Here is a 21,239-nt window from a genome sequence, read left to right on the forward strand (position 1 = left end):
GTACACGGATGAGCAAGGCAGTGAAGTTGGCGCTGATGCTGACAGCAATCGCGGCGGTCGCCGGGTGCCACACGGCGCCCCAGCCCCTGTATCAATGGGAAAGCTACCAGCCGCAGGTTTACGAGTACTTCAAGGGCGAGCCCAAGGAAGCGCAGGTCGAGGCGTTGGAGCGTGATCTGCAAAAGATCAACGCCAGCGGCCGCAAGGCGCCGCCGGGTTACCACGCGCACCTGGGCATGCTGTACCTGAGCATGGGCAAGGATGACCAGATGGTGCAGGAGTTCCGCACTGAGAAGGCGCTGTTCCCCGAGTCTGCCTCGTACATGGACTTCCTGTTGAAAAACGCCAAGACCGGAGTGGCCACTAAATGAGCCTGTTAAAACTCACCGGTGCCTTGCTGGCCCTGGCCTTGCTCGGCGGTTGCGCAGCCCCCAAGACCATTGACTACACCGCGTACAAACAGGCGCGGCCCAAGTCGATCCTGGTACTGCCGCCGATCAACGAGTCGCCGGAAGTGCAGGCCTCGTACAGCCTGGTCTCGCAAGTGACCTACCCGCTGGCCGAAGCCGGCTACTACGTACTGCCGATTGCCCTGGTGGACGAAACCTTCCGCCAGAACGGCCTGACCACCGCCAACGATATCCAGGGCGTGCCACCGGCCAAGCTGCATGACATCTTCGGCGCGGACGCGGCGCTGTACATCACCGTCAGCGAGTACGGCACCAAGTACATGCTGATCTCCAGCGACACCGCCGTGACGGCCTCGGCCAAACTGGTGGACCTGCGCACCGGCACCACCCTGTGGACCGGTTCGGCGCGGGCGTCCAGTGAAGAAGGCAACAACAACGGCGGCGGACTGGTGGGCATGCTGATCACCGCGGCGGTCAAGCAAGTGATCAACAGCTCCACCGATGCGGCGCACCCGATTGCCGGCATCACCAGTGCACGCCTGCTGTCGCCGGGCCAACGCGCGGGGATCCTGTACGGCCCGCGCAACCCGAAGTACGGCACGGACTGATATCCGGATTCTGAGAACACCACAGACCAACTGTGGTGTTATTTGAATCAGGGTTAACCCGAACATCCCGCACCTTGCGTCTGACCTTGTGAACGGATCATTCATTCACGAGGTTCAGCCCATGTCCCGTCCTCTGCTCTTCCTGCGTCCTGCTGCCCAAGGCTTTGCCGTCACCCTGGTGGTGGCGCTGGCCGGGTGTGGGCTGTCTTCATCCCCTGAGTTGGCCAAACCGGCCGAGCCCGTAGCCGAGCTGCAACGCGCGTCGCCCCAGGGCGCCTTGGTCAAGCGCATGGCAATGCCCGCTCCAATGCGCATGCAGGAATCAGCGGCGATGGACTACCGCAGCGAACCCCGCGAGCAATACGCCAACCTGCCGGACAACCCGGTGCATCGCGTGGCCGAAACGCCGGTGTCCACCTTCAGCGTGGATGTCGACACAGGCAGCTACGCCAACGTCAGACGCTTCCTCAACCAAGGCAGCCTGCCGCCCGAAGGCGCTGTGCGACTGGAGGAAATGGTCAACTACTTCCCCTACAACTACGCCTTGCCCACCGACGGCTCACCGTTTGGCGTGACCACCGAAGTCGCCGCCACACCCTGGAACCCGCGCACGAAACTGCTGCGCATCGGCATCAAGGCGTCCGACCGCGCCGTGGCGGACCTGGCGCCGGCCAACCTGGTGTTCCTGGTGGATGTGTCCGGCTCCATGGACCGCCGCGAAGGCTTGCCGCTGGTGCAAAGCACCCTGAAATTGCTGGTGGATCAGTTGCGTGATCAGGACCGGGTTGCGTTGGTGGTCTACGCCGGTGAGTCCCGCGTAGTGCTCAAGCCCACATCGGGGCGCGACAAGGCCAGGATCCGCAATGCCATCGATCAACTCACCGCCGGCGGTTCCACGGCAGGCGCATCCGGCATCGAACTGGCCTACCAGATGGCCCGCGAAGGCTTTATCGACAAGGGCATCAACCGCATCCTGCTGGCCACCGACGGTGACTTCAATGTGGGCGTCAGCGACTTCGACAGCCTCAAGCAAATGGCCGCCCGCCAGCGTAAAAGCGGCGTGTCCCTCACCACCCTCGGCTTCGGTGTGGATAACTACAACGAACACCTGATGGAACAACTGGCCGATGCCGGCGATGGCAATTACGCCTATATCGACAACCTGCGCGAAGCCCGCAAGGTGCTGGTGGACCAGCTCAGTTCAACCCTGGCGGTGGTCGCGCGGGATGTGAAAGTGCAGGTGGAATTCAACCCGGCACAGGTCAGCGAGTATCGACTGCTGGGCTATGAAAATCGCGCGCTCAAGCGTGAGGATTTCAACAACGACAAAGTCGATGCCGGTGAGATCGGCGCAGGGCATACCGTGACCGCGCTGTATGAAATTGTGCCGAAGGGCCAGAGGGGCTGGTTGGAGCCCTTGCGCTACGCCACTGCGCCTGCGGCCGAAGGTAAATCCGATGAACTGGCGATGCTGCGCGTGCGCTACAAGCCCGCCACGGGCGGTGACAGCCGCTTGATCGAACGGCCCATCCGCCACGAAACCACCCAGGCCAGCGACGACCTGCGCTTCTCGGCGGCGGTGGCCGCCTTCGCCCAACAGCTCAAGGGCGATGGCCGCTACACTGGCAGCATGAGTTTGAAGGACACCGCCGCATTGGCCCGCTCGGCCCGGGGCGATGACCCCTTTGGTCTGCGCAACGAGTTCGTGCAAATGGTGGAACTGGCCCAAAGCCTGAAACCCTGATCTTGAACGCAACAGCGTTAACTTTACAAAAGGAGTTCGCCCCCTGCATGGCTGTTCCAGATGATCCATCCAGCGACGAATCGCTGCTGGCCCGCTACCGAACCGGTGACGCCGCCGCGTTCGAAGCCTTGTACGCGCGGCATCGCCAAGGCCTCTACCGCTTCCTCGTGTCCCTGAGCAACAAGGCCGAACTGGCCGAGGAAATCTACCAGGAGACCTGGCTCAGCCTGATCCGCAGCAACACCCAGCCACAAGGCCGCGCGAGTTTTCGTACATGGCTGTTCCAGATCGCCCGCAACCGCCTGATCGACCACTGGCGCAAGCACGGCATCCACAACCCGCTGCACGACAGCTACGATGAGCAACTGCACGCCCAGGCCGACGACAGCGCCGGCCCTGAGCAACAGCTGAGCCTGAGCCGCGACCAGGCGCGCCTGGACGCCGCCCTGCAAGCCTTGCCCGAAGACCAGCGCGAAGTCTTCCTGCTACGCCTGCACGGCGACCTCGAAGTGCCGCAAATCGCCGCCCTCACCGGCGCCCCGCTGGAAACCGTAAAAAGCCGCCTGCGTTACGCCCAGCAGAAACTGCGCCGCCTGCTGGCCGAGGAGATACTCGCATGACCGACTCCCGACACACTCCCGACACCGACGACGTGCTGACCCAGCATTACCGTCAACACAGCACCGGCGAGCCGCCCGCGTCCCTTGACGCCCTCATCCTCAACGCCGCCCGCCGCGAGGCCCCGGCGCCGCAACCGAGCCTGTGGCAACGCTGGCTGCACGCCTGCCAACGCCCGCGCTGGCAAATGGCATTCGCCACCGTGGCCGGCTTGGCGCTGATGATCGGCGTGGTCACGCGCTCGCCAGTGCCACAACCCGAAATCTCCACGGCGACCTTCTCCGCCCTGCACGAGGAAGCCGCCCGCCCGGCGCCGCAAGCGTTGTCCGCACCGGCGCCGATGGCGCGCATCGCCGCCGCGCCCAAGGCTGAACGTGCGCCGGTTCAGGCTGAGATGGCAGGTGCGCTGGCAGATGAATCGAGCGCCAGACTCAGCAAGCGCGCACCGTCAGCGTTGCCGTCGCTGGAGCAAGAGTTACAGGCGATCGTGCGCTTGCGGGAAGCGGGTGAAAGCAAAGCCGCGGATGAAAAATTGCTGGCGTTGCACGCGCGCTTCCCCGAGGAAGACCTGCCCGCACGGCTGGAGGCGCTGCGCACGCATTGACTACAAAAAAAGAACAGGCCACCGGTAACCTGTGGCTTGCGGGGCAAGCCCGCTCGCCACAGTGCCCTCAAGCCCCGTCTTCAACGCCGCGCATCAAAAACCATGCGCACCGCCAGGCCAGCCAGCACCGTCCCCATCAACCAGCGCTGCACCAACTGCCAAACCGGCTTGGCCGCCAGGAAGGTCGCGATGGAACCGGCCATGATGGCGATCACCGCATTCACGCTCACACTGATCATGATCTGGGTAAACCCCAGCACGATGGATTGTGTCAGCACGCTGCCGTGGCCAGTGGGGGAGATGAACTGGGGCAGCAATGACAGATACATCACCGCGACTTTCGGATTCAACAGGTTGGTCACAAAGCCCATCATGAACAGCTTGCGTGGGCCGTCCCTGGGCAAGTCGCGCACATGAAACGCCGAGCGCCCGCCGGGCTTGACCGCTTGCCAGGCCAGGTACAACAGGTAAAGCGCACCGCCGAGCCGGAGTGCGTCATACGCATACGGCACCGCCATCAGCAGCGCGGTAATCCCCAGCGCCGCGCAAAGCATATACACGACGAAACCCAGCGCCACGCCGCCCAGTGAAATCAACCCGGCCAGCGGCCCCTGGCAGATCGAGCGCGAAATCAGGTAGATCATGTTCGGGCCGGGCGTCAGCACCATGCCAAGGGAAATCAGACCATACGCCAGCAGGCTCGACAGTTCGGGCATGGGTTCACTCCTGTAGGTTGAGCGCGTCGTTGCGCAGGTTGGATGCGCCTGATGGTAGGGCGGGAGCAGGGCGCGCGTTAGATACAGATCGGCTGACAAAACGTCATACAGGGGGCTTGGGCCGCTTGAGCACCCTTGGTTGGCGCCGGTCCGTCAGTTAAGGGCGAACACCCTACTTGTGGTGAGCGGGCTTGCTGTGGTGAGCGGGCTTGCCCCGCGCTGGGCTGCGAAGCAGCCCCAATCAGGATCCCTGTGTTCTGTCAGGTAAACCGCAGCGCCTGGTTTTGGGTCTGCTCCGCAGCCCAGCGCGGGCGGTGCGACGATTCGACAAGCCCGCTCACCACAAGTTACGAATAGTCCTCGATCACGTGGGGCGTGGAGGTGCAATCTCGAATGCGTTATCGGGTGAGCCTGCGCAAGCTTATTGTGGTGAGCGGGCTTGCTGTGGTGAGCGGGCTTGCTGTGGTGAGCGGGCTTGCCCCGCGCTGGGGTGCGAAGCGCCCCTATTGAAGACGACTGAGGTGGATCAGGCACGCCCCTGGCATCAACGCTTGCAGTGAGACGCAACGTCTCACGGTCTCGTCGCTACCGTGCGCGATCTGGCATGGCGCGTCTCGTTTGACCTCGATGCCGGCCACCCTTGGGTGTTCATTCGGCGGCTCTAGGAGAGGGGCGTCCAGGCGTTTTTGCACAGCTGGCACCGGCCTTGCTCTGGCCACTGGCAACCCACCCGGCGCGCCAGTGCCAACCGTTTCAAGGAGACTTCGCTATGAGCCTTTCGAGCAACTCGCAACGCAGCATGCGTGCCGCTGTCTGGCACGGTCGTAACGACATCCGCGTCGAAGACGTGCCGCTGCCCGTTTCGCCGCCTGCCGGTTGGGTGCAGATCCGCGTGCAATGGTGCGGCATTTGCGGCTCCGATCTGCATGAGTACGTGGCCGGCCCGGTGTTCATTCCGGTCGACGCCCCGCACCCGCTGACCGGGATCAAGGGCCAGTGCATTCTCGGTCATGAGTTTTGTGGCGAGATCGTCGAACTCGGTGCCGGCGTACAGGGCTTCAGCGTCGGCGAGCCGGTGGCGGCCGATGCCTGTCAGCATTGCGGCACCTGCTACTACTGCACCCACGGGCTGTACAACATTTGCGAGAACCTGGCCTTTACCGGCTTGATGAACAACGGTGCGTTCGCCGAACTGGTCAACGTGCCCGCCAACCTGCTGTACAAGCTACCGGCGAACTTCCCCGCTGAAGCCGGGGCGCTGATCGAGCCTCTGGCCGTCGGCATGCACGCGGTGAAAAAAGCCGGAAGCCTGCTCGGGCAAAACGTCGTGGTGGTCGGCGCCGGCACCATCGGTCTGTGCACCATCATGTGCGCCAAGGCGGCGGGCGCGGCCCAGGTGATCGCGCTGGAAATGTCCGGCGCGCGCAAGGCCAAGGCCCGGGAAGTGGGGGCGACCCATGTGCTCGATCCGAATGAATGCGACGCCCTGGCCGAGGTCCGCCGCCTGACCGGCGGGCTCGGCGCGGACGTCAGTTTCGAATGCATCGGCAACAAACACACGGCCAAACTCGCCATCGACCTGATCCGCAAGGCCGGCAAGTGCGTACTGGTGGGCATCTTCGAAGAACCCAGTGAATTCAACTTTTTCGAGTTGGTGGCCACTGAGAAACAGGTACTCGGCGCGCTGGCCTATAACGGTGAGTTCGCCGACGTGATCGCGTTTATCGCGGATGGGCGGCTGGACATCTCGCCACTGGTGACGGGGCGCATTCAGTTGGAGCAGATCGTGGGCCAGGGCTTCGAGGAACTGGTTAAAAACAAGGAACACAATGTGAAGATCATTGTGTCGCCTGCCAGGGTCTGACGCGCACGCTGACCGCCGCAGTCTTTGCCCCGCTCCTGATTCCCCAAGCAAAACAGGGGAGAGGAGCGGAGGCAACACGGCGCTAAAAATCTTCGCAGCCAGCGTCCTTCACTCACGCATCCACAGGCCAGGTACCGCGACGCACCATCTCCCGGACACGATCAGCCCCGTTGGCCCGAACCAGCAACTCCATGCGTGCTTTCTCGATGTCCTCGGCACTCCATTGGTCGGTCGCCATCGTGGCTTTTTCATGGGACCAACCGTTGTCGTAGTGACGTACCACATACTGCTGCTGGTATTCCCACATCGACGTCCCGGGAATCGGCGTGACGATAAACGGGTTGGCGTACGCCATGCCGGCACCCATGAGGTTGACCGCGTAATCGATGGTGCGGTCGATCAGCTCCAGGCTCTCTACAAAAGGCTTTTGCCCAGGTCCGCCGGGGGGGTTGACGAACCCCAGCATGAACCCGCCGGTAACCTGAATGCCGTGCTCGGTAAAAATCTCGATGAGCTCGAACGTCGAGTGCTGAATTGCGTTAAGTCGGGATTTGTTGGAATTGACCAGGCTGTCTTCGTTCGCGCTCTCCACCGCGAGGTAGATGTTGTAGCAGCCATTTTCGGCAATCGACCGAATGAACTTCCTGGCCGTGAGCCCGCCTTTTACCGCCTCGATCACATTGCGATATTGCGGGTTCTTGCGCTCCTTCTCATCCATCTGGTCGATGAAGCGTTCGCCCAAATGCAGCAGGATCAGGTTGAAAAGGCTCAACCCGCCTTCTTCGACCCAGGGCAAGTCATGTTTTTTCAGGAGCTTGCCAACCTCCATCGCATACAACGGGTCATGCATCAGGTGATCGTCCTCGATCAGCACTTCAGTGACTCCCTGTTTCACCAGATCGGCCAGGTGCAGGTCAAACCAGTCCAGGCCAAGTGCACGCCAAGGACCGTTGATTTTCGGGATGTAGCAGAAGTTACAGTTCACGTTGCAGCCAATCGTGGAGAATATCTGCGCCCAGGCGCCATGCTTGCGTACGCGTGCTCCTGAGGAGTGATAAGGCTGCAGGTAATGCTTCATGTCCAGAAAGCTGAAGTCCGGCAAGGGCATGACGCCGAGCCGCTCCTCGAGGTCCTGCCGCTTGGGGATGATGCTCAGGTAGCTGGACTTCTGGGTGGGCCGGATCAGTTGCGCCCGGCTGTCGCGGTACGCCACCCCAGGTACGGCATTGATGTCTGTGCCTTCGTGAGTCAAGGCATCGAGCAGCAGGGTAAAGGCGCGGTCAGCTTCATTGATCAGCGCGAAGTCGAAGGCCGAATCCAGCAGTGCGTTCTTCCAGTCACCACTGGAGTGAGCGCCGCCAGTGACCAGCACCAGGTTGGGATCGAGGGTTTTCACCAGCTCGGCCAACGCCCGTGCATTGCCCCATTGCACGGTGTAGTTGCACTGGATCCCGACAATATCGGGCTGCGCGGTTTCGATGATCTCGCGTATCTGCGTATCGGTCAGGCCGTAGCGGATCAGATGCCCTTGGTCGACCTTGACCAGGCTGTGCTCCTGGGACCAGCCGGCAAAGGGCGAATCGACAATCTGCACGTCATAACCGGCCCGCCGGGCCACCGTGGCGATGCGCAACAGGCCGATAGGCGTACCGGCACGCTTCATCACTTCGAACGTATCAATGCCGATGCGGGCAAATGCGCTGTCGTGCGACGTGGGCTCGATCAGACGTGTGTAGGGCGGCACAAACAGCAGCACACGAGGTGCCTCGCCATGGGCGCGACGACGGATGCCGGTTCGGCTGTTCAGCAACGATGGCTTTCCCAGATGACTGAGTAAGGGCCGCGTGGGCGCGACTGAAAAACTCGGCCCGTCGCTCTCGATCCTCAGGGTTCCCTGCGAAGCTATCAAGTTCATTTCCCTGTCTCCTTACCCGTCGAGATCAACGCGAGGTCGTGCGTGAGCGTGAAGTGGCGATGACCGCCCCCGTAATGATCAACACCGCGGGAATCATCAAGATCGGCTTGGCATCGCTTTGCCCCACGGCAATCAGCAGCAGTGTGGAGAACAGCGGCGCCAGGTAAGACAGGGCGCCCAGCATCGATAGGTTTCCGTGCTTGGTCGCGTGGTCCCAGGCGAAAAAAGCCAGTCCTACCGGGCCCAAACCCAGGGCAATGATCGCCGCCCACTGGCCCGGCTCAGGCCGCACCGTGGTTTCGAACGCCAGGTGGCAGAGCCCCCCGGCCACAGCCACCAGCCCGCAAATACCCCCGACTATGCTGCTCGGAACATGGCTGAACCGCCGGTTGAACACCGAATAAATCGCCCAGACCCAGGCACACGCAAAGGCGGCGGCGTAACCGATAACCGGCATCGACGCACTGTCACTCCGGGCCCGCAGTTGCATGATGAAGGCCGTCCCCGCCAGGCCGAGCAAGGCGCCCAACAGCTGGCGCTTGCGCAGCGACTCGCCGGTGGCAAAGCTCGACAGCAGCACGATCAGCAGCGGCCACAGATAGGCAATCAGGCTGGCTTCAGCCGCAGGCGCGGCCTTCAGGGCAAAGAAATACAACGCGTGATAGACGAAGATCCCGGTAAACCCCGTCGCCCACACAGACCAGGGCTGGCGCCAACTGCTGAACCCTGCTGCGCCACGCAGCCCCAGCACGCACAGGCTGGCCACGAAGGCGACCGCGAAGCTCAAAGCCAGCAACTGAAAGGCCGGGATCCCGGCGGTCAAGGTGGTCAGAAGCGCCAGGCACGCCCACAAAAACACGGCAATCACCCCGATCAGCGTCGCACTGGCGGTGCCCTTGGCAAGGGTGATGGATGGGTTGGAAGTGCTCATGCAAGCCCCGTCTGCGGATAATCCTCAAGCGGGAACAATAGAAAGGTCGAGAGAGCGAGTATTGATCAGGCCCGCCGAAGAATTGTTCGGGACTGCTGTTTTTTCAGTGATCTCGCCCTTGTTTACGCACCACAGCCGGCGTCAGATGGCGGGCTTTCTTCAGGGCATGGGTTAACGCACTCTGGTCGGCGTACCCGGCGCGATGCGCAATATCAATGATCGACATAGACGTTTGGCGCAGCAGGTCAATGGCCAGATTCAGGCGCAAGTTCGCGATATGCGAGAACGGCGTTGTATTCAGGTGCTGCCCAAACAGCACATACAAACGCCGCTCACTGGTGCCCGCATAACGCGCAATATCATGCGCCGTCAGGGCCGTGCCCAAGTGCTGCTCGATGTAGGCCAGCGCGCGAGCAAGAATGAACTGACCGGGATCGCTCCGCGCAACCTCGGGCTGCAATAACGAACACAACAGCAACCGACTCCAGGACTCGGCCATCGCGAGCGAGCCGACCAACTGTGGCCCGTTGCAACTGGCGTAATCGAGCAAATGCCGTATATCGGGCCTGACCGCAAAAAAGCGCTTGTCGTTGAGTGGGTCAAATGACGCAACCGTACCCTTCTGCGCCTCGCCACGCCCGGTCGAGACGTCCAGCACCAGGAAACGGTTATGGGTGTTGGCCAGGAAGGTATGCCGGGCCCCAGCAGAAATCACCACCCCCTGACTCGCATCGACCTTGCCACCTCGACCGTCGACCTCAATCTCCATCGACCCGGATTGAGGGAGCACGATTTGATGAAAGTCGTGCTGGTGAAGCTCGACCTGACCGGAGTAGGAGCGCAATGAGAGAGAGAACGATTGGGGGGTGGGGGTGCTCATCCGTGAGTCTCCGGGGGTGAGGGGCTTAGCGTACGTTACTGTTGTGTTTGGATGCCAGATTGTATTTAGGGGGGAGTTTGACTGGGGGGGTGTTGCTGGGCTTGGGGGTTGTGTTTATGAGGACGTTAAGGCGTGTGATTAAAAGGCGCGACAGGGGGGGCACGGACCGTCAGAAACAAGAAAGCCCGCACAGGGCGGGCTTCTTGGGGTGTTTCGCAGACTGTCTGAGACAGCCTGAGACTGCTATATGGTGCCCCGGCGTCGTTTGAACTGGAAGCTTTTAGTGCCGGTTTATAAGGGTCTGGCTGGTAGTGTTTCGGTTAGGCATACACGTGGGCATACATGGTGCAGCGTACTGCTTCCTCTCACACTCGTTTAGGGCGCTCGATTTAGCCACTATGACGAACGACTGCGGGCGCACCTTGGTAATTCCCCGCACTACCCATCCAACGCTGTTCGTCACAAAAGAAATGGGCTGTGAAGATCGCTTCACCGGGGCTCGCAGGATTAAGTGTGCGAGCCTCAACGACCCTCGACCCACTTCCCGTAAGCGCTCGTCCCCATCTTCTCAAAATCTGGAAAAACGCCTGTCTCGACAGCTTGGAAAAAGGCGAGGCAATGACTCCAATCAGAGTTGCTGGGCTCATCCACTACCCAGCAGTCATAACCCAATGACTTCCAGTAAAGGGAAGGGTCCGAGTTGGATGCCCGCAGGAGTTCCTCAGCAATGCGTTCTGTCCACGCTATTGCCTCCCCCAACGTAGGGGCCGTGACGTAAACGCCGGTGGATGACTCGCAGTCTTCAATGATGCCTTTTTGAAACAACTCCCACCGTTCGGGCTCGTGGTAAGTGAAGCCTATTAGGAATTTATTCATGTTGAATCCTTGTGGTTCCATCGCCACTAGCATCGCTACCGTGCTTTCGCGGACCTTAGTAATTGGGTGAACCTGGAAATCGCAAGATGTATGTCATCTTGGGTATCTCCGTCCCACTCCTCAACCGTTTCCAACTCGGCTCGTAACCTGGCAATACGCTGTTCGATCTCTGCAATTTCAGGGGCTCCGCATTGCTTAGCGATTGCTTGCCAATCCTCAGCAGAGATTTTTTCCTGAACAGACAAGCCCGACTTGGCATTTTCTATCAGCTTCTGAAGGTTACTCATCTGTGGTCTCGGGCAGGTTGTGAAAAAAGTCGCTGGGGACCCTGAGGATATCTTGAGGACACGGGGCATGAAACCCGCGGGATCGAGTTAGTGGGAGGCATTGGAAGTTACTGAAATTTCAATCGTTGAAATTGAAAGGATCTTGAAGAAAAAAGGCCATCGTTACAGCTTCTGTAAAGGTGGCTGTATCTGTTGCTGATAGTGAACACATGCATAGCGTCAACCACGGTAATGGGTGTCAACCACGTCAACCGGTCAACCAACTAAAAAAATCCAGCCGCTAACGCGAACGCGCGGGTTTTATGCCCCGTACCTAGAAGAACTCTCCAGGGGCCCCACCATCGAACCAAAGCCAAGACCATGACCCACCTCGCTCGCTGAAGGTGCAATACCATAGGGGCTAGGGGGCTACCCTAATAAAACCGTGTTACTGGTGTTACGCGTGTTACATAAGTGTATAACTATATGATTTTAATGGATTTATATCGCGTTACACAGCTGGGGCTGGTTTGCCGATATGCGTGTTACATGGCGAAGAGGTGTTACATCAATTAATGCCTTGGCAGGAGCTGTTTGTGATTGCAGCGGATGCCGTCGACCTAAGGGCTTCGTTTAGAAGGGCCGCTACCGGTCAAATGCATTCATTCAGCCATATAGTGAGTAGCGGATCTGAGATTGTGCGAAACCTCTGCCCCCCGAAGGCGCCCGCGCAGAAATGCCGTTACGAGCTAGGTTCACAGGCAATCGTGAGCTGGTATAACTGTTTGGTATACAGGCTGCGAAGGTAGGGAAGCCATGGCTCTCATTGATGACGTTGAAGGCTTGCAATCGATCTACATCAATCGTGCAACGGGGAATGGAAACGACGATGATGAGCGGGATTACCCTCTTTACCGTCAGAGCGTGCTTGATGACCCTCGTGTGGCCTCGCTGGTACCCGCGTGGGTGCGTCGTTACAGGAACTTGGATCAGTTTTGGGGGTTCATCCAGCCGAAATTCCCAAGCTACGCAGAGCGCAGGAAGTTCATCTGGGATGATTTTAGGGCGCTCGTCGATTTCGCTGAATCGGGTGCGGAGCACCCTTCGGATATCGCTGTCTCGGAGGCGCTGGACCGCATTGACGCTGAGCACGTTCGGATCGCTTGGACAAAAGCGCTTGAAAGGCGCTCAACTGACCCCGAGGGAGCTATCACCATGGCTCGTACGCTCCTAGAATCGGTATGCAAACACATTCTTGACGAAGCCGGAACGAGCGACCATGAGTCGACTCCTGATCTGAACAAGCTCTACAAACAAACAGCCACGCTTTTAAATCTGACGAAGGCACAGCATGAAGAGGTCGTGTTCAAGCAAATCCTTGGAGGGTGTACAGCAGTTATAGAAGGCTTAGGAGCGCTTCGGAATCGTCTAAGCGATGCTCACGGAAAAGGAAAAGGCGGGGTGAAGGCTGCTCCACGGCATGCAGAACTAGCAGTGAATCTGGCGGGCTCAACTGCGCTTTTCCTGCTTGCCACATGGGAGGCGAAGAACGGGGATTGAGTGTGGTACCGCTCAATAAGTAGTGAATCGAATTCAGTACCGATGCATGGTCAACTCAATCTAGTACCGACAACTCAAAGCGTCCGCTCCTGGCCGGTAGCGGCCCTTCGTGGCCGGGAGTTCCCGATCGACTGCTGCCGTCGGCGACCGGCGGCTTTCGGCCAAAAGCGGCCTTCGGGTGTCTACGGAACTAGGTGCGCAAGCCAATAAAAACCCAGTAAGCTTTAATCTATGGGGTTAACAAGCCCTCCTACTTGATGCAAGCCTTCAACTTTTTTGATCGAGAGCGTGCGTACTCAGCGATATCTCAAGATCGTCTGCTACTATTTTGCCATCCATCGAACACCCGTAAACTCACCTCTAACAAATGGACTTGTCTGAATGAGCGAATTGAGTTTTAGAAACGATCTCAGCAACCTCATGCGTGATTGTGACCTGCAGCAGCTTCTGGATTTCATTGGGCATGACTATGACTTTGAAGCTGATCCCCACAGCGTGCTCGACAAAGCCGCCTATTACGGCAGGGAGGAAATACTCCTGCATGCGCTCGACCATGGAGGAAACCCCAATGGTACGGGTGAACTCTCAACGCCGTTGGCGTCGGTCTGCGGAAGGGGCGACTTAAAGCTTGCGAAGTTGCTGCTCAAACGCGGAGCAGAGGTCGACCTGAAAGATAAGTTCGGCCGTACAGCAATGATATCGGCGGTGTACAACGGGACGATTGCTGCAGCCAAGTTGCTAGCGGATGCAGGCGCAAGTCTGGACGGCGCTATGGAGGCGGCAGTGGACAAGCTTCGTATTGCCTTCGTGAAATTTCTTATCGAGGTCGGCGCACCCATTGACCAGGTCGATCGCTACGGGCTGACGCCCTTGCTCCACGCGTGCAGTGCCGGAAAGAAAAAGGGAAGTGAGATCGCTATGTTGCTTCTGCAAGCAGGAGCGGACGCTACCTACGTTCGGGAGGAAGATGGTATGTCTGCTATCAAACTCGGCTATTCGGGTTACGGTGAGTGTTCTGCGCAAGTCTTCGCTGAATTGAGGGCACGAGGGGCTCCAGAGCCTGAGTGGGGTTCTCAAATTGTGCAGTTGAGGTGACTTTCTAGCGTCATGGGAGACGAAAGCTGAGTGGTAGTCGGGCAAAAGCTAAATTGCTAGTCAGCACCGTCGGTCTGCAGTGCGGTGAGATCACTCACTCTTAAGCGGGGCGGATAACAGCCTCACGCGAGCGCCCGCTTTCGGCCAAAAGCTGTCGTTCATTTGGCGCACGAGGAAGAAAGGATAAAAGCTGAGCTTTAATTAGACTGCGATGCTCCATTAAATTATTTACCTAGCATGTAGAATTATATTTTGAAATGTAATAAATTCGATAATTAACGATTATAAATGTGCTTCTTGGCTTACTAATAATTAAAGGTAATATATTTTATGATAGCAACAAGCTCGATCCTAAATGGCATAAGGGATTCCATAAGCAAAGGCGAGCTTGTAGTCGTCGTGGGTACAGGCTGTAGCATATCCCTAACTAATAATGGGTACAGGTCTTTATCATGGACCGGATTAGTCGAAAGTGGATTTTCATTTGCTGGCCAAAAAGGGAAAGTTACTTCAGAGCAGATAGGCTTTTGGAGCAATCAACTGAGCTCATCAGATCTAGATGATATTTTATGCGCTGCAGAGTTTGTAGGGAGAAAGTTGGGCGCTCCAAACGGAGATCTTTATGCGCGCTGGCTTAATGAGTCATTTGAAGGAGTGAAGCCTGAAAATAAGGAAATGCTAGAAGCTCTTAAACATATCACGAGTTTGGGGATTCCAATTTGCACATTAAACTACGATTCATTATTAGAGGCTGCAACTGGGCTTCCCTCGATTGTTTTAAATGATGCGCGCAAGGCGTCGGCATGGATTCGTGGAGAAGAGAAGGGGATACTGCACTTGCATGGTCATTGGCAAAAGCCCGATACATGTGTATTAGGTGTTCGGGATTATGCAAAAACAATTGATGATAGTACTCGTGATTTGTTTCAACGGCATTTGAGCGCGTTCAAACGTTTGTTGTTCATAGGTTGCGGAGACACATTTGCTGATCCAAATTTTTCTACTCTCATAGGTTGGCTAAGAGGTACTATGGGTGGGGCAACCCTACAGCATTATGCATTGGTTGGAGAGGGGCAAGTATCTGCTCGACACTCAGACCCCACTTGGCAAGGTTTTGTCGATCCTTTGAGTTATGGTACATCTTATACAGACCTTCCCAAGTTTATCCAGGGCAATTTATATCTGGATCCCGCTTTAAAAGCTCCAAGGGGAGCTGCGCTGTCGAAAGCAACTCGCAAAGATAAAAACTCGAAGCTCCTAGATAATTACAGAGAGTTTTTAATTAGAGATTGCGGGCAAATGACCATTGAAGGAGTTCGCGCCGACATGGACACTGCGCAGCGCCGGTTCGATTTGGAGCGTTTGTTTGTACCTTTAGATTTGCTGCCTTGTCCCCCCGACATATCAGTCGACGATCCAGATCGACTTAAAAAGTTGACCATTTGGAAGCGAAAAAATAAAGATGCTCAAGCATTCGGGAAAATTTTTGCTAAAACGAAAGGACTAGCTCTTTTAGCCCTGCCAGGTGGTGGCAAGAGCTTGTTGCTAAAAAGGTTAGCAGTTGCGTATTGTAGTCCGGAACGCCGTTTAAATAGCGATGATAGTTTGCCAGACCTCGATCTGATGCCTGTATTGATTCGCTGTCGCGAGTGGCGTGAACATATAACTCTACCAATTGCAACGCTTCTCAAGAGTTTGCCGGATATTACCGGCCAGCCTAATTTGGAGGGGGTTAATGTCGCATTGTCTTCGCTCTTCAAACAAGGAAAGGTTTTACTACTTGTCGATGGTCTTGATGAAATTCATGATGACGCAGATCGCACGGTTTTTGTAGAAAATCTAAGAAACTTCCTCGACCAGTTCCCGAAGACAAAACTTGTGGTAACAAGTCGCGAAGCAGGCTTCAACCTCGTAGCACCTTATCTCGCAAATTTTTGTGAACAATGGAGGGTCGCATCCCTAAGTACGTCTGCGATTCATTTGCTTTGCAGTCATTGGCATAAGCTGATGGTCGGCAGTGCTCCTGAAGCAGTACAAGAGGCAGACGCTCTTGGTAAGTTGCTGACAACAAATGTTGCTTTAAAACGCCTTGCTGAAAACCCTCTTTTGCTCACTATGCTACTTGTCGTGAAACATGGCGCAGGCCGTTTGCCGCCTGATAGAGTTAGTCTCTACAGTAGAGCGGTTGAGGTCCTGCTTGATACGTGGAATATAAAAGGACATGATGCGCTCAATACCAAAGAAGCGATTCCTCAGCTGTCTTACATAGCATATGAACTAATGCAGGCGGGGCAACAAACGGCTACTGAAAGAGAACTGCTGAATCTTCTTGAGAAAGCTCGGAAAGATGTTCCTCAGATATCGCGCTACGCGAAAGACACCCCGTATGAGTTTCTGAAGCGAGTTGAGCTAAGGTCAAGTCTGCTTCTTGAGGCAGGACATCAAGTAGAGGGAGGAAGAGCAGTTCCGTTTTATCAGTTTCGGCATTTGACATTTCAAGAATATCTTGCCGCCCTTGCAATTATTGAAGGGAACTATTCGGCTTATGATATTAAAGCCTCCATTGTTAAGCCGCTGAACAATAAGCTCGGCTCTGATGAATGGAAAGAAGTCGTTCCAATGGCTGCCGTTTTAGCTGGAAAGCAAGGTGAACTAATTATAAAAGCTTTAGTAAAAAAAGGATTGGCATTAAAGAAGAAGAATGATGAGGGAAAAGCCTTCGAGGGACAACAGGAATGGCTATCCCATCCATTCGTTTTGCCTGGTGTAATTGCGCGACTAGTACAAAGTCTCATTGAGGAGGCTCAGGCGGAGCCAAGAACTCTTTCTGAAGCTCTCAAGCTGGTAGCATATTTCGCCCGAGGCGGGCAATCAAATATTGACTGGAAGACGCTATGTCGAGGCCCCTATGCAAGTGAGCTTATTAGTCAAGCATGGATGCTTTATGAGCCTATGAGCTTGCCGGAGAATACGTGGATAAGAAACAGTTATGCCTGCTTTTCCGCTTACAGAAAAACAACAAGCTATTGGATTAGCGATACGGGTCAAGAGGAAATATTGGGTTTGCTCGAGGATGTTGCACACGAAAATATCTGTCTAGGTTTGATGACTTGCGTCGGTATTTTATGGAATGGAAAATCTAACGAAGGTGATTTTTCCATAGTTAATACAATTTTATTCCGAAAAATAGAGTCCTTATTGTTTTCGGAATGTCGCGCAATCGCTCATGTCGCCCTCTGGGTATGGAGTTTGGATCGCCATAAAAATGGAGCGGTTCAAGTACCGTCGATTGATATTTTAAATCTCCTTCTAGCTGGATTTTTATGTCGAAAAAATGAAGATGAAAGTGATCTTTCTGCATTTGCCCTAGATACTTGCTTTGGTCTGCGGAGAGATTATTGGCAACCGCTGCTCTCTGATGATCAAATAGCAACGTTCAATACGGTTCCAAAAATCAAGTCAAACGAGCGACTTGTAAAAATTTCCAGTGCAGTAGTTGTTATAGCGTTTCACGTCAAGGGTATTATGCCAGATAGTGAAATTTCTGCTCAGATTGCACTTCTCCGCGAGCGGCATAAGCGGCTCGGCGTGGATAGAAATCTTGATGCACTAGATAGATCGTTATCTCAAATCCAGCCATATGGAGTTGATTATCTTGCGAAAATAGCTGCAGGGAACGAATCAGATGATGAGGAAAACGAAGGGTTGTCGGCTGAATTGTACATAGATGAGTCAGATAGCTCAGAGCATGTTGTTGATGTCGATTAATCGCACCAGGATCGGATTATCATTTGATAAGCGTTTTCCTTGATGGTTGTTGTACCTTTAAACTACAGTGAAACGGCGTATTTCCAAGGCATTGACTTCGACTTAAAAAGTTACTGTCGCTCGATTTTTAAAAAATCAATGTTGATTTGGCCGAAACTGTAGGTAGTGATGGGCTGTAAATGGTCGGAAGCGGCACTGGTTGTACCCCCGTTTCTGGCCGTTCTCTGTCCGTCGCGAGAGTCAGAAATGACTATAGCCGCCGGTGATGAGCGGCAGTTGCTTGGTGACGTCCGCTTTTGGCCGTTAGCTGCCCCCAGCCGAGGGCCGCTATGGGTCGATAGCAGCGCTTCATTACAGGCTACTACCGACCCAAAGCGGACGTTTTCACTGGACCCCGCGTCTAGTAAAAAGGTCATCTCCAGTTCTAGGCACTGAAACGAATTTATGACTACTGACTATGGTCAACGTGTTTGTAATCGATGCGGCGAATCAATTACTGCTTACTGTCCATCAATTGAGACGCTAGCGATCATCGGGGTTTTCCACGAGAAGGGTGATCAGGCAGTAGTAGATGAGATAGTCCGCCGAGAAAATATTGATCCTGATGTTGTCTGGGAATATTTCCGCCATCGAATGAGGCCTCTATGCGAGCAAAAAATTGCCCGCTGCTCATTCTGCGGAGGGCAGTTGAGGACTTGGCGTGCGCGTCAATGCATGCACTGTTTTAGGGAGTGGCACTGACGCACAGTGATTATCGAGCTGAATTTTTAGATTCTGAACTGCATTCTTACGACTTCTGACTTACCGCTATTGGTCGATAACAGCCTGTCAGGACAATCAACTTTCCTCCCAATGCAGTCATTGATACCCCGTTGATTGACGTGCACGAGCACTTAGACATTGAAAGCAAGTGCCAGGATCGGGCTGCCGCCCGAAACGATGACTCGCCAGTTCACAAAAGCAGCGCATTCCACCAGAGCTTCAAATTGTTCAGGACAGCGATGCTTAAAACTCTGGGCATTGTCGATGACCAATGAGAGTGTTTGTCCGCTCTGAACGTGGACAGACGACATTTCTGCGCTGGGGTCATCGAGGTATGAAAGGCAGTCAACCCAAGCGTCCATATTGCGGCCGTAGAAACCAGGGAAACCGAATTTTTCTGCGAATACGCTGTGGAATGTGTGCCAGTCAGTTATCAGGTTTGCATCCACTCGCACCATTGTCAGATCAACCTCTGTCGAATTGGAAAAAACATGTATGGCGGTCTCGCGAGGTGAAGTCAATTGCTGACAGCGTATTCGCGCAACCTTGGGCTCGATCCGCGACAAACGACGCTCCAGCGGCCGTTGCTGGACATAACAGCCTCTCACGAAGGTCTGTTTTCGACCCAACGCGGACCTTGACCATCGGCAAGTAGGTCTTACAATTTTCGACCCGAGTAAAACGGCACTTGACCGATACCGGTAGACCATTAAATCAGGTGATGTCGTATGCGTGATCTACCATGCCCTTGCTGCGGTTTCGTAACCTTGGAATGCGAGTACGGCTCGTACGATATCTGCCCCCTTTGTGGCTGGGAAGATGACGCCGTCCAGTTAGCCAATCCAACGTCAGAGGGAGGCGCAAATTCCATTTCCCTCGCTGACGCTCAGATGAGCCTCTTAAACGAATACCCAATAACTGTTCGGCTTGCGGGGGGATTTCGACGAGGGCTCGGATGGCGACCGTTAGACGCCAATGATCTTGAGGCTGCTAACGTACTTAAGACCGTCAAGCACTGGCACACCATCGCCGTTCGCTTTGAGTCAGAAGCCTATTGGTTAGTGAATGGAACGAACGACGTTAAGGTCTGAATTTACGAGACCCAACAGAATTTTCCGCTTGTGGCCGGAAGCGGGTCTAATCCGAAGGTCCGCTTTTGGCCGATTCTGTTGAAAAAGTCGATCATGGTTTCCACGGCAGAGAAGTACGCGTCCGAGATTGAAATCTTTACTTTTGGCAGAGGTTTCCAGACGCAGATTTCACGCAGCAGCGTGCAAAAATTGCGTTCTCACTAGGCAATGGCCAGGCAGTTTTGGATAACCGACTTTTTCAACAGAATCGGCCGGAAGCGGTCATAAGCTCGCAGCCGCCACAGACTGAAAGCCGAAAAATCTGGGTATGTTTGTAATGCAAGGATATAGCGAGGCGGAAGCTTCTTAGTCTTCCGCTTCTTCATCACCCTCCCTTTCTTTTGAGTTGGACGTCAATGAAATCAAGCTCTGCCTTGATTGCATCAATCGTGAGCGTCTCAACCTTGGTGATTTTGTTTGCTCTTGCGTTGAGCTTTTTCATGCCAGCGATGCCGACAATTATCCCGTTCAAATGCAGCTTTCGGGCCTTTAGGGAATCCGGCATCTGAGCACTATTCTGTGGTGGTTTATTCATGGTTAGACCGATGGTAGGCCCGAAGCAACATGCCCTCGCCGGTTGCTTCGGGGGAAGGTTTGGGTTAGGCGGCTAATAGGTCAAGCAGGCTGTGTTGGCGCGAGCGATCTGCGAGTTCGTGCCAGGTCCAGCTTCCAAAGCGCTCGCCCTGTTCAGGGATATCCAGCTTCATCAATGCAACCGGGTCTCGATTGATCAGGTCGCGTGCGGCCCACAACTTACCGCCTGTTTCCAGCAGCGCTTTCGCGGCCTCATTCCACTTTTCTTCTAGTACCGTGTTTGCCAGATGTGCTGCTCCTTTTTCAATCTTGGCATGTTCTTTTTGTGCCTCCGTAATGTGCTGATCAATCGTCACCAGTTCCTGCTCCAGGGCGGTGATGAGCAGTTGTTGACGGCGATGATGCTCAACCGCAGCCATGAGGTTTTTTGCTGCCTTTTGAGCTTCTGCATTAGCGGCTTTCTCGCCCTCCACATCACCCCAGGCCACGGCCTGGGCATAAGCGGTAGCTGCGTCCGTTTCTGCTTGTCGAGCCTTTGCCATGTCTTCATGAGCGCTCTGGCGGACCTGCTGTAACCGGGTCTCGATGCTGGTGCGCTTCTCGTTGAGTTCCATCTCGTCGGCTTTCCAGTTCGCCATATCGCTGAGATAGCCTGCAGCCAAGCTCTCACGGTTTGCCAATGTCTCAAGGCGATCAATCTTCTGGTTCAGTGTGCTGATCTCCAGATTTCGCGAGTCGATGCGTCTTTTGTGATCGTTGATTTCATCCTGCACGGCTCGTTGACGGCCCTGCTGGATGACCTCCGGGCTTTCCAGCGCCTCTTCGAAGGGAGCCAGGTCACCCTGAATGCTCTCCACTTCGAGGGTCAGTTGGTCGCGGCGGTCTTTCAGTTCTTGGATAGTGTTCATATGTATTTTCTCTGGGGTAATGCGGTTGATAGGGATGGTTGTCGAACGGC

19 protein-coding genes are annotated in these 21,239 nt (G+C 55.5%); 10 read left to right on the forward strand and 9 right to left on the reverse strand.

What is annotated here, in order from left to right:
- Positions 1-8 precede the first annotated feature (8 nt).
- The 5 genes from BLW22_RS30945 to BLW22_RS30965 all read left to right on the forward strand — a co-directional run bounded on the left by BLW22_RS30945 (position 9) and on the right by BLW22_RS30965 (position 3,984).
- Positions 9-371, forward strand: a complete 363-nt coding sequence (locus BLW22_RS30945) for a DUF4810 domain-containing protein (RefSeq protein ID WP_027608086.1) — start codon at positions 9-11, stop codon at positions 369-371.
- A complete protein-coding gene (locus BLW22_RS30950) occupies positions 368-1,018 on the forward strand; it encodes a DUF799 domain-containing protein (RefSeq protein WP_065926308.1) in 651 nt (216 codons plus the stop codon). Before BLW22_RS30945 ends, BLW22_RS30950 begins: the two co-directional genes overlap by 4 nt.
- Positions 1,019-1,139: 121 nt before the next feature.
- Positions 1,140-2,762 carry a vWA domain-containing protein gene (locus tag BLW22_RS30955; protein WP_074848318.1) on the forward strand — a complete coding sequence of 541 codons (1,623 nt, stop codon included), beginning with the start codon at positions 1,140-1,142 and terminating at the stop codon, positions 2,760-2,762.
- 47 nt (positions 2,763-2,809) lie between these two features.
- Complete coding sequence (locus BLW22_RS30960) at positions 2,810-3,382, forward strand: RNA polymerase sigma factor (protein WP_074848320.1); 573 nt, start codon at positions 2,810-2,812, stop codon at positions 3,380-3,382.
- A complete protein-coding gene (locus BLW22_RS30965; RefSeq protein WP_074848322.1) occupies positions 3,379-3,984 on the forward strand; it encodes a hypothetical protein in 606 nt (201 codons plus the stop codon). Before BLW22_RS30960 ends, BLW22_RS30965 begins: the two co-directional genes overlap by 4 nt.
- Positions 3,985-4,064: 80 nt before the next feature.
- On the opposite strand, the gene BLW22_RS30970 is transcribed toward BLW22_RS30965, so the two are convergent.
- Positions 4,065-4,700 (reverse strand): LysE family translocator, encoded by a 636-nt coding sequence (locus tag BLW22_RS30970; protein WP_027607878.1) that lies wholly within the window; start codon positions 4,698-4,700, stop codon positions 4,065-4,067.
- Positions 4,701-5,499: 799 nt separating this feature from the next.
- Here BLW22_RS30970 and BLW22_RS30975 point away from each other — a divergent pair.
- Complete coding sequence (locus BLW22_RS30975; RefSeq protein WP_227432305.1) at positions 5,500-6,564, forward strand: 2,3-butanediol dehydrogenase; 1,065 nt, start codon at positions 5,500-5,502, stop codon at positions 6,562-6,564.
- 112 nt (positions 6,565-6,676) lie between these two features.
- Here the strand turns inward: BLW22_RS30975 and BLW22_RS30980 are convergent, their stop codons facing one another.
- From BLW22_RS30980 to BLW22_RS31000, 5 genes are all read right to left on the reverse strand, one after another.
- Positions 6,677-8,479: a B12-binding domain-containing radical SAM protein gene (locus tag BLW22_RS30980; protein ID WP_074848324.1), complete on the reverse strand. Its 1,803-nt coding sequence runs from the start codon at positions 8,477-8,479 to the stop codon at positions 6,677-6,679.
- A gap of 25 nt (positions 8,480-8,504) precedes the next feature.
- Positions 8,505-9,410, reverse strand: a complete 906-nt coding sequence (gene yddG, locus BLW22_RS30985) for an aromatic amino acid exporter YddG (protein ID WP_065948555.1) — start codon at positions 9,408-9,410, stop codon at positions 8,505-8,507.
- 103 nt (positions 9,411-9,513) lie between these two features.
- On the reverse strand, positions 9,514-10,290 hold the full coding sequence (locus BLW22_RS30990; RefSeq protein ID WP_074848326.1) for a helix-turn-helix domain-containing protein: 777 nt from the start codon (positions 10,288-10,290) through the stop codon (positions 9,514-9,516).
- 522 nt (positions 10,291-10,812) lie between these two features.
- Positions 10,813-11,166 (reverse strand): hypothetical protein, encoded by a 354-nt coding sequence (locus BLW22_RS30995; protein WP_074848771.1) that lies wholly within the window; start codon positions 11,164-11,166, stop codon positions 10,813-10,815.
- A gap of 35 nt (positions 11,167-11,201) precedes the next feature.
- A complete protein-coding gene (locus BLW22_RS31000; protein WP_074848328.1) occupies positions 11,202-11,453 on the reverse strand; it encodes a hypothetical protein in 252 nt (83 codons plus the stop codon).
- A gap of 795 nt (positions 11,454-12,248) precedes the next feature.
- Between BLW22_RS31000 and BLW22_RS31005 the strand changes: the two genes are divergently transcribed.
- The 3 genes from BLW22_RS31005 (at position 12,249) to BLW22_RS31015 (ending at position 17,855) form a co-directional block, all read left to right on the forward strand.
- Positions 12,249-12,992, forward strand: coding sequence for an abortive infection family protein (locus tag BLW22_RS31005; protein ID WP_074848330.1), 744 nt, complete (start codon positions 12,249-12,251; stop codon positions 12,990-12,992).
- Positions 12,993-13,373: 381 nt separating this feature from the next.
- Entirely contained in the window at positions 13,374-14,087 is a 714-nt protein-coding gene (locus BLW22_RS31010; protein WP_012724085.1) for an ankyrin repeat domain-containing protein, read from the forward strand.
- 330 nt (positions 14,088-14,417) lie between these two features.
- Positions 14,418-17,855 (forward strand): SIR2 family protein, encoded by a 3,438-nt coding sequence (locus tag BLW22_RS31015; RefSeq protein WP_083381412.1) that lies wholly within the window; start codon positions 14,418-14,420, stop codon positions 17,853-17,855.
- An 893-nt stretch (positions 17,856-18,748) separates the two neighbouring features.
- Here BLW22_RS31015 and BLW22_RS31020 read toward each other — a convergent pair.
- Positions 18,749-19,183 (reverse strand): barstar family protein, encoded by a 435-nt coding sequence (locus BLW22_RS31020; protein WP_235865638.1) that lies wholly within the window; start codon positions 19,181-19,183, stop codon positions 18,749-18,751.
- Between the two features lie 162 nt (positions 19,184-19,345).
- Between BLW22_RS31020 and BLW22_RS36120 the strand changes: the two genes are divergently transcribed.
- The gene (locus BLW22_RS36120; protein WP_074848336.1) at positions 19,346-19,708 is read left to right on the forward strand and encodes a CPCC family cysteine-rich protein; all 363 of its coding nucleotides are present in this window, start codon (positions 19,346-19,348) and stop codon (positions 19,706-19,708) included.
- A gap of 364 nt (positions 19,709-20,072) precedes the next feature.
- Here BLW22_RS36120 and BLW22_RS31035 read toward each other — a convergent pair whose 3' ends face one another.
- Positions 20,073-20,252, reverse strand: a complete 180-nt coding sequence (locus tag BLW22_RS31035) for a hypothetical protein (RefSeq protein WP_083381413.1) — start codon at positions 20,250-20,252, stop codon at positions 20,073-20,075.
- Positions 20,253-20,346: 94 nt separating this feature from the next.
- Positions 20,347-21,189: a coiled-coil domain-containing protein gene (locus tag BLW22_RS31040; protein ID WP_074848341.1), complete on the reverse strand. Its 843-nt coding sequence runs from the start codon at positions 21,187-21,189 to the stop codon at positions 20,347-20,349.
- Positions 21,190-21,239 lie beyond the last annotated feature (50 nt).

Source organism: Pseudomonas marginalis (assembly GCF_900105325.1).
GTDB lineage: Bacteria > Pseudomonadota > Gammaproteobacteria > Pseudomonadales > Pseudomonadaceae > Aquipseudomonas > Aquipseudomonas marginalis.

What these genes read in the sequence shown, in the direction of transcription:
- BLW22_RS30945 (WP_027608086.1), top strand. Translation starts at nt 9, where the DNA reads ATGAGCAAGGCAGTGAAGTTGGCGCTGATGCTGACAGCAATCGCGGCG.
- BLW22_RS30950 (WP_065926308.1), top strand. Translation starts at nt 368, where the DNA reads ATGAGCCTGTTAAAACTCACCGGTGCCTTGCTGGCCCTGGCCTTGCTC.
- BLW22_RS30955 (WP_074848318.1), top strand. Translation starts at nt 1,140, where the DNA reads ATGTCCCGTCCTCTGCTCTTCCTGCGTCCTGCTGCCCAAGGCTTTGCC.
- BLW22_RS30960 (WP_074848320.1), top strand. Translation starts at nt 2,810, where the DNA reads ATGGCTGTTCCAGATGATCCATCCAGCGACGAATCGCTGCTGGCCCGC.
- BLW22_RS30965 (WP_074848322.1), top strand. Translation starts at nt 3,379, where the DNA reads ATGACCGACTCCCGACACACTCCCGACACCGACGACGTGCTGACCCAG.
- BLW22_RS30970 (WP_027607878.1), bottom strand. Translation starts at nt 4,700, where the DNA reads ATGCCCGAACTGTCGAGCCTGCTGGCGTATGGTCTGATTTCCCTTGGC.
- BLW22_RS30975 (WP_227432305.1), top strand. Translation starts at nt 5,500, where the DNA reads ATGCGTGCCGCTGTCTGGCACGGTCGTAACGACATCCGCGTCGAAGAC.
- BLW22_RS30980 (WP_074848324.1), bottom strand. Translation starts at nt 8,479, where the DNA reads ATGAACTTGATAGCTTCGCAGGGAACCCTGAGGATCGAGAGCGACGGG.
- yddG (WP_065948555.1), bottom strand. Translation starts at nt 9,410, where the DNA reads ATGAGCACTTCCAACCCATCCATCACCCTTGCCAAGGGCACCGCCAGT.
- BLW22_RS30990 (WP_074848326.1), bottom strand. Translation starts at nt 10,290, where the DNA reads ATGAGCACCCCCACCCCCCAATCGTTCTCTCTCTCATTGCGCTCCTAC.
- BLW22_RS30995 (WP_074848771.1), bottom strand. Translation starts at nt 11,166, where the DNA reads ATGAATAAATTCCTAATAGGCTTCACTTACCACGAGCCCGAACGGTGG.
- BLW22_RS31000 (WP_074848328.1), bottom strand. Translation starts at nt 11,453, where the DNA reads ATGAGTAACCTTCAGAAGCTGATAGAAAATGCCAAGTCGGGCTTGTCT.
- BLW22_RS31005 (WP_074848330.1), top strand. Translation starts at nt 12,249, where the DNA reads ATGGCTCTCATTGATGACGTTGAAGGCTTGCAATCGATCTACATCAAT.
- BLW22_RS31010 (WP_012724085.1), top strand. Translation starts at nt 13,374, where the DNA reads ATGAGCGAATTGAGTTTTAGAAACGATCTCAGCAACCTCATGCGTGAT.
- BLW22_RS31015 (WP_083381412.1), top strand. Translation starts at nt 14,418, where the DNA reads ATGATAGCAACAAGCTCGATCCTAAATGGCATAAGGGATTCCATAAGC.
- BLW22_RS36120 (WP_074848336.1), top strand. Translation starts at nt 19,346, where the DNA reads ATGCGTGATCTACCATGCCCTTGCTGCGGTTTCGTAACCTTGGAATGC.
- BLW22_RS31035 (WP_083381413.1), bottom strand. Translation starts at nt 20,252, where the DNA reads ATGCCGGATTCCCTAAAGGCCCGAAAGCTGCATTTGAACGGGATAATT.
- BLW22_RS31040 (WP_074848341.1), bottom strand. Translation starts at nt 21,189, where the DNA reads ATGAACACTATCCAAGAACTGAAAGACCGCCGCGACCAACTGACCCTC.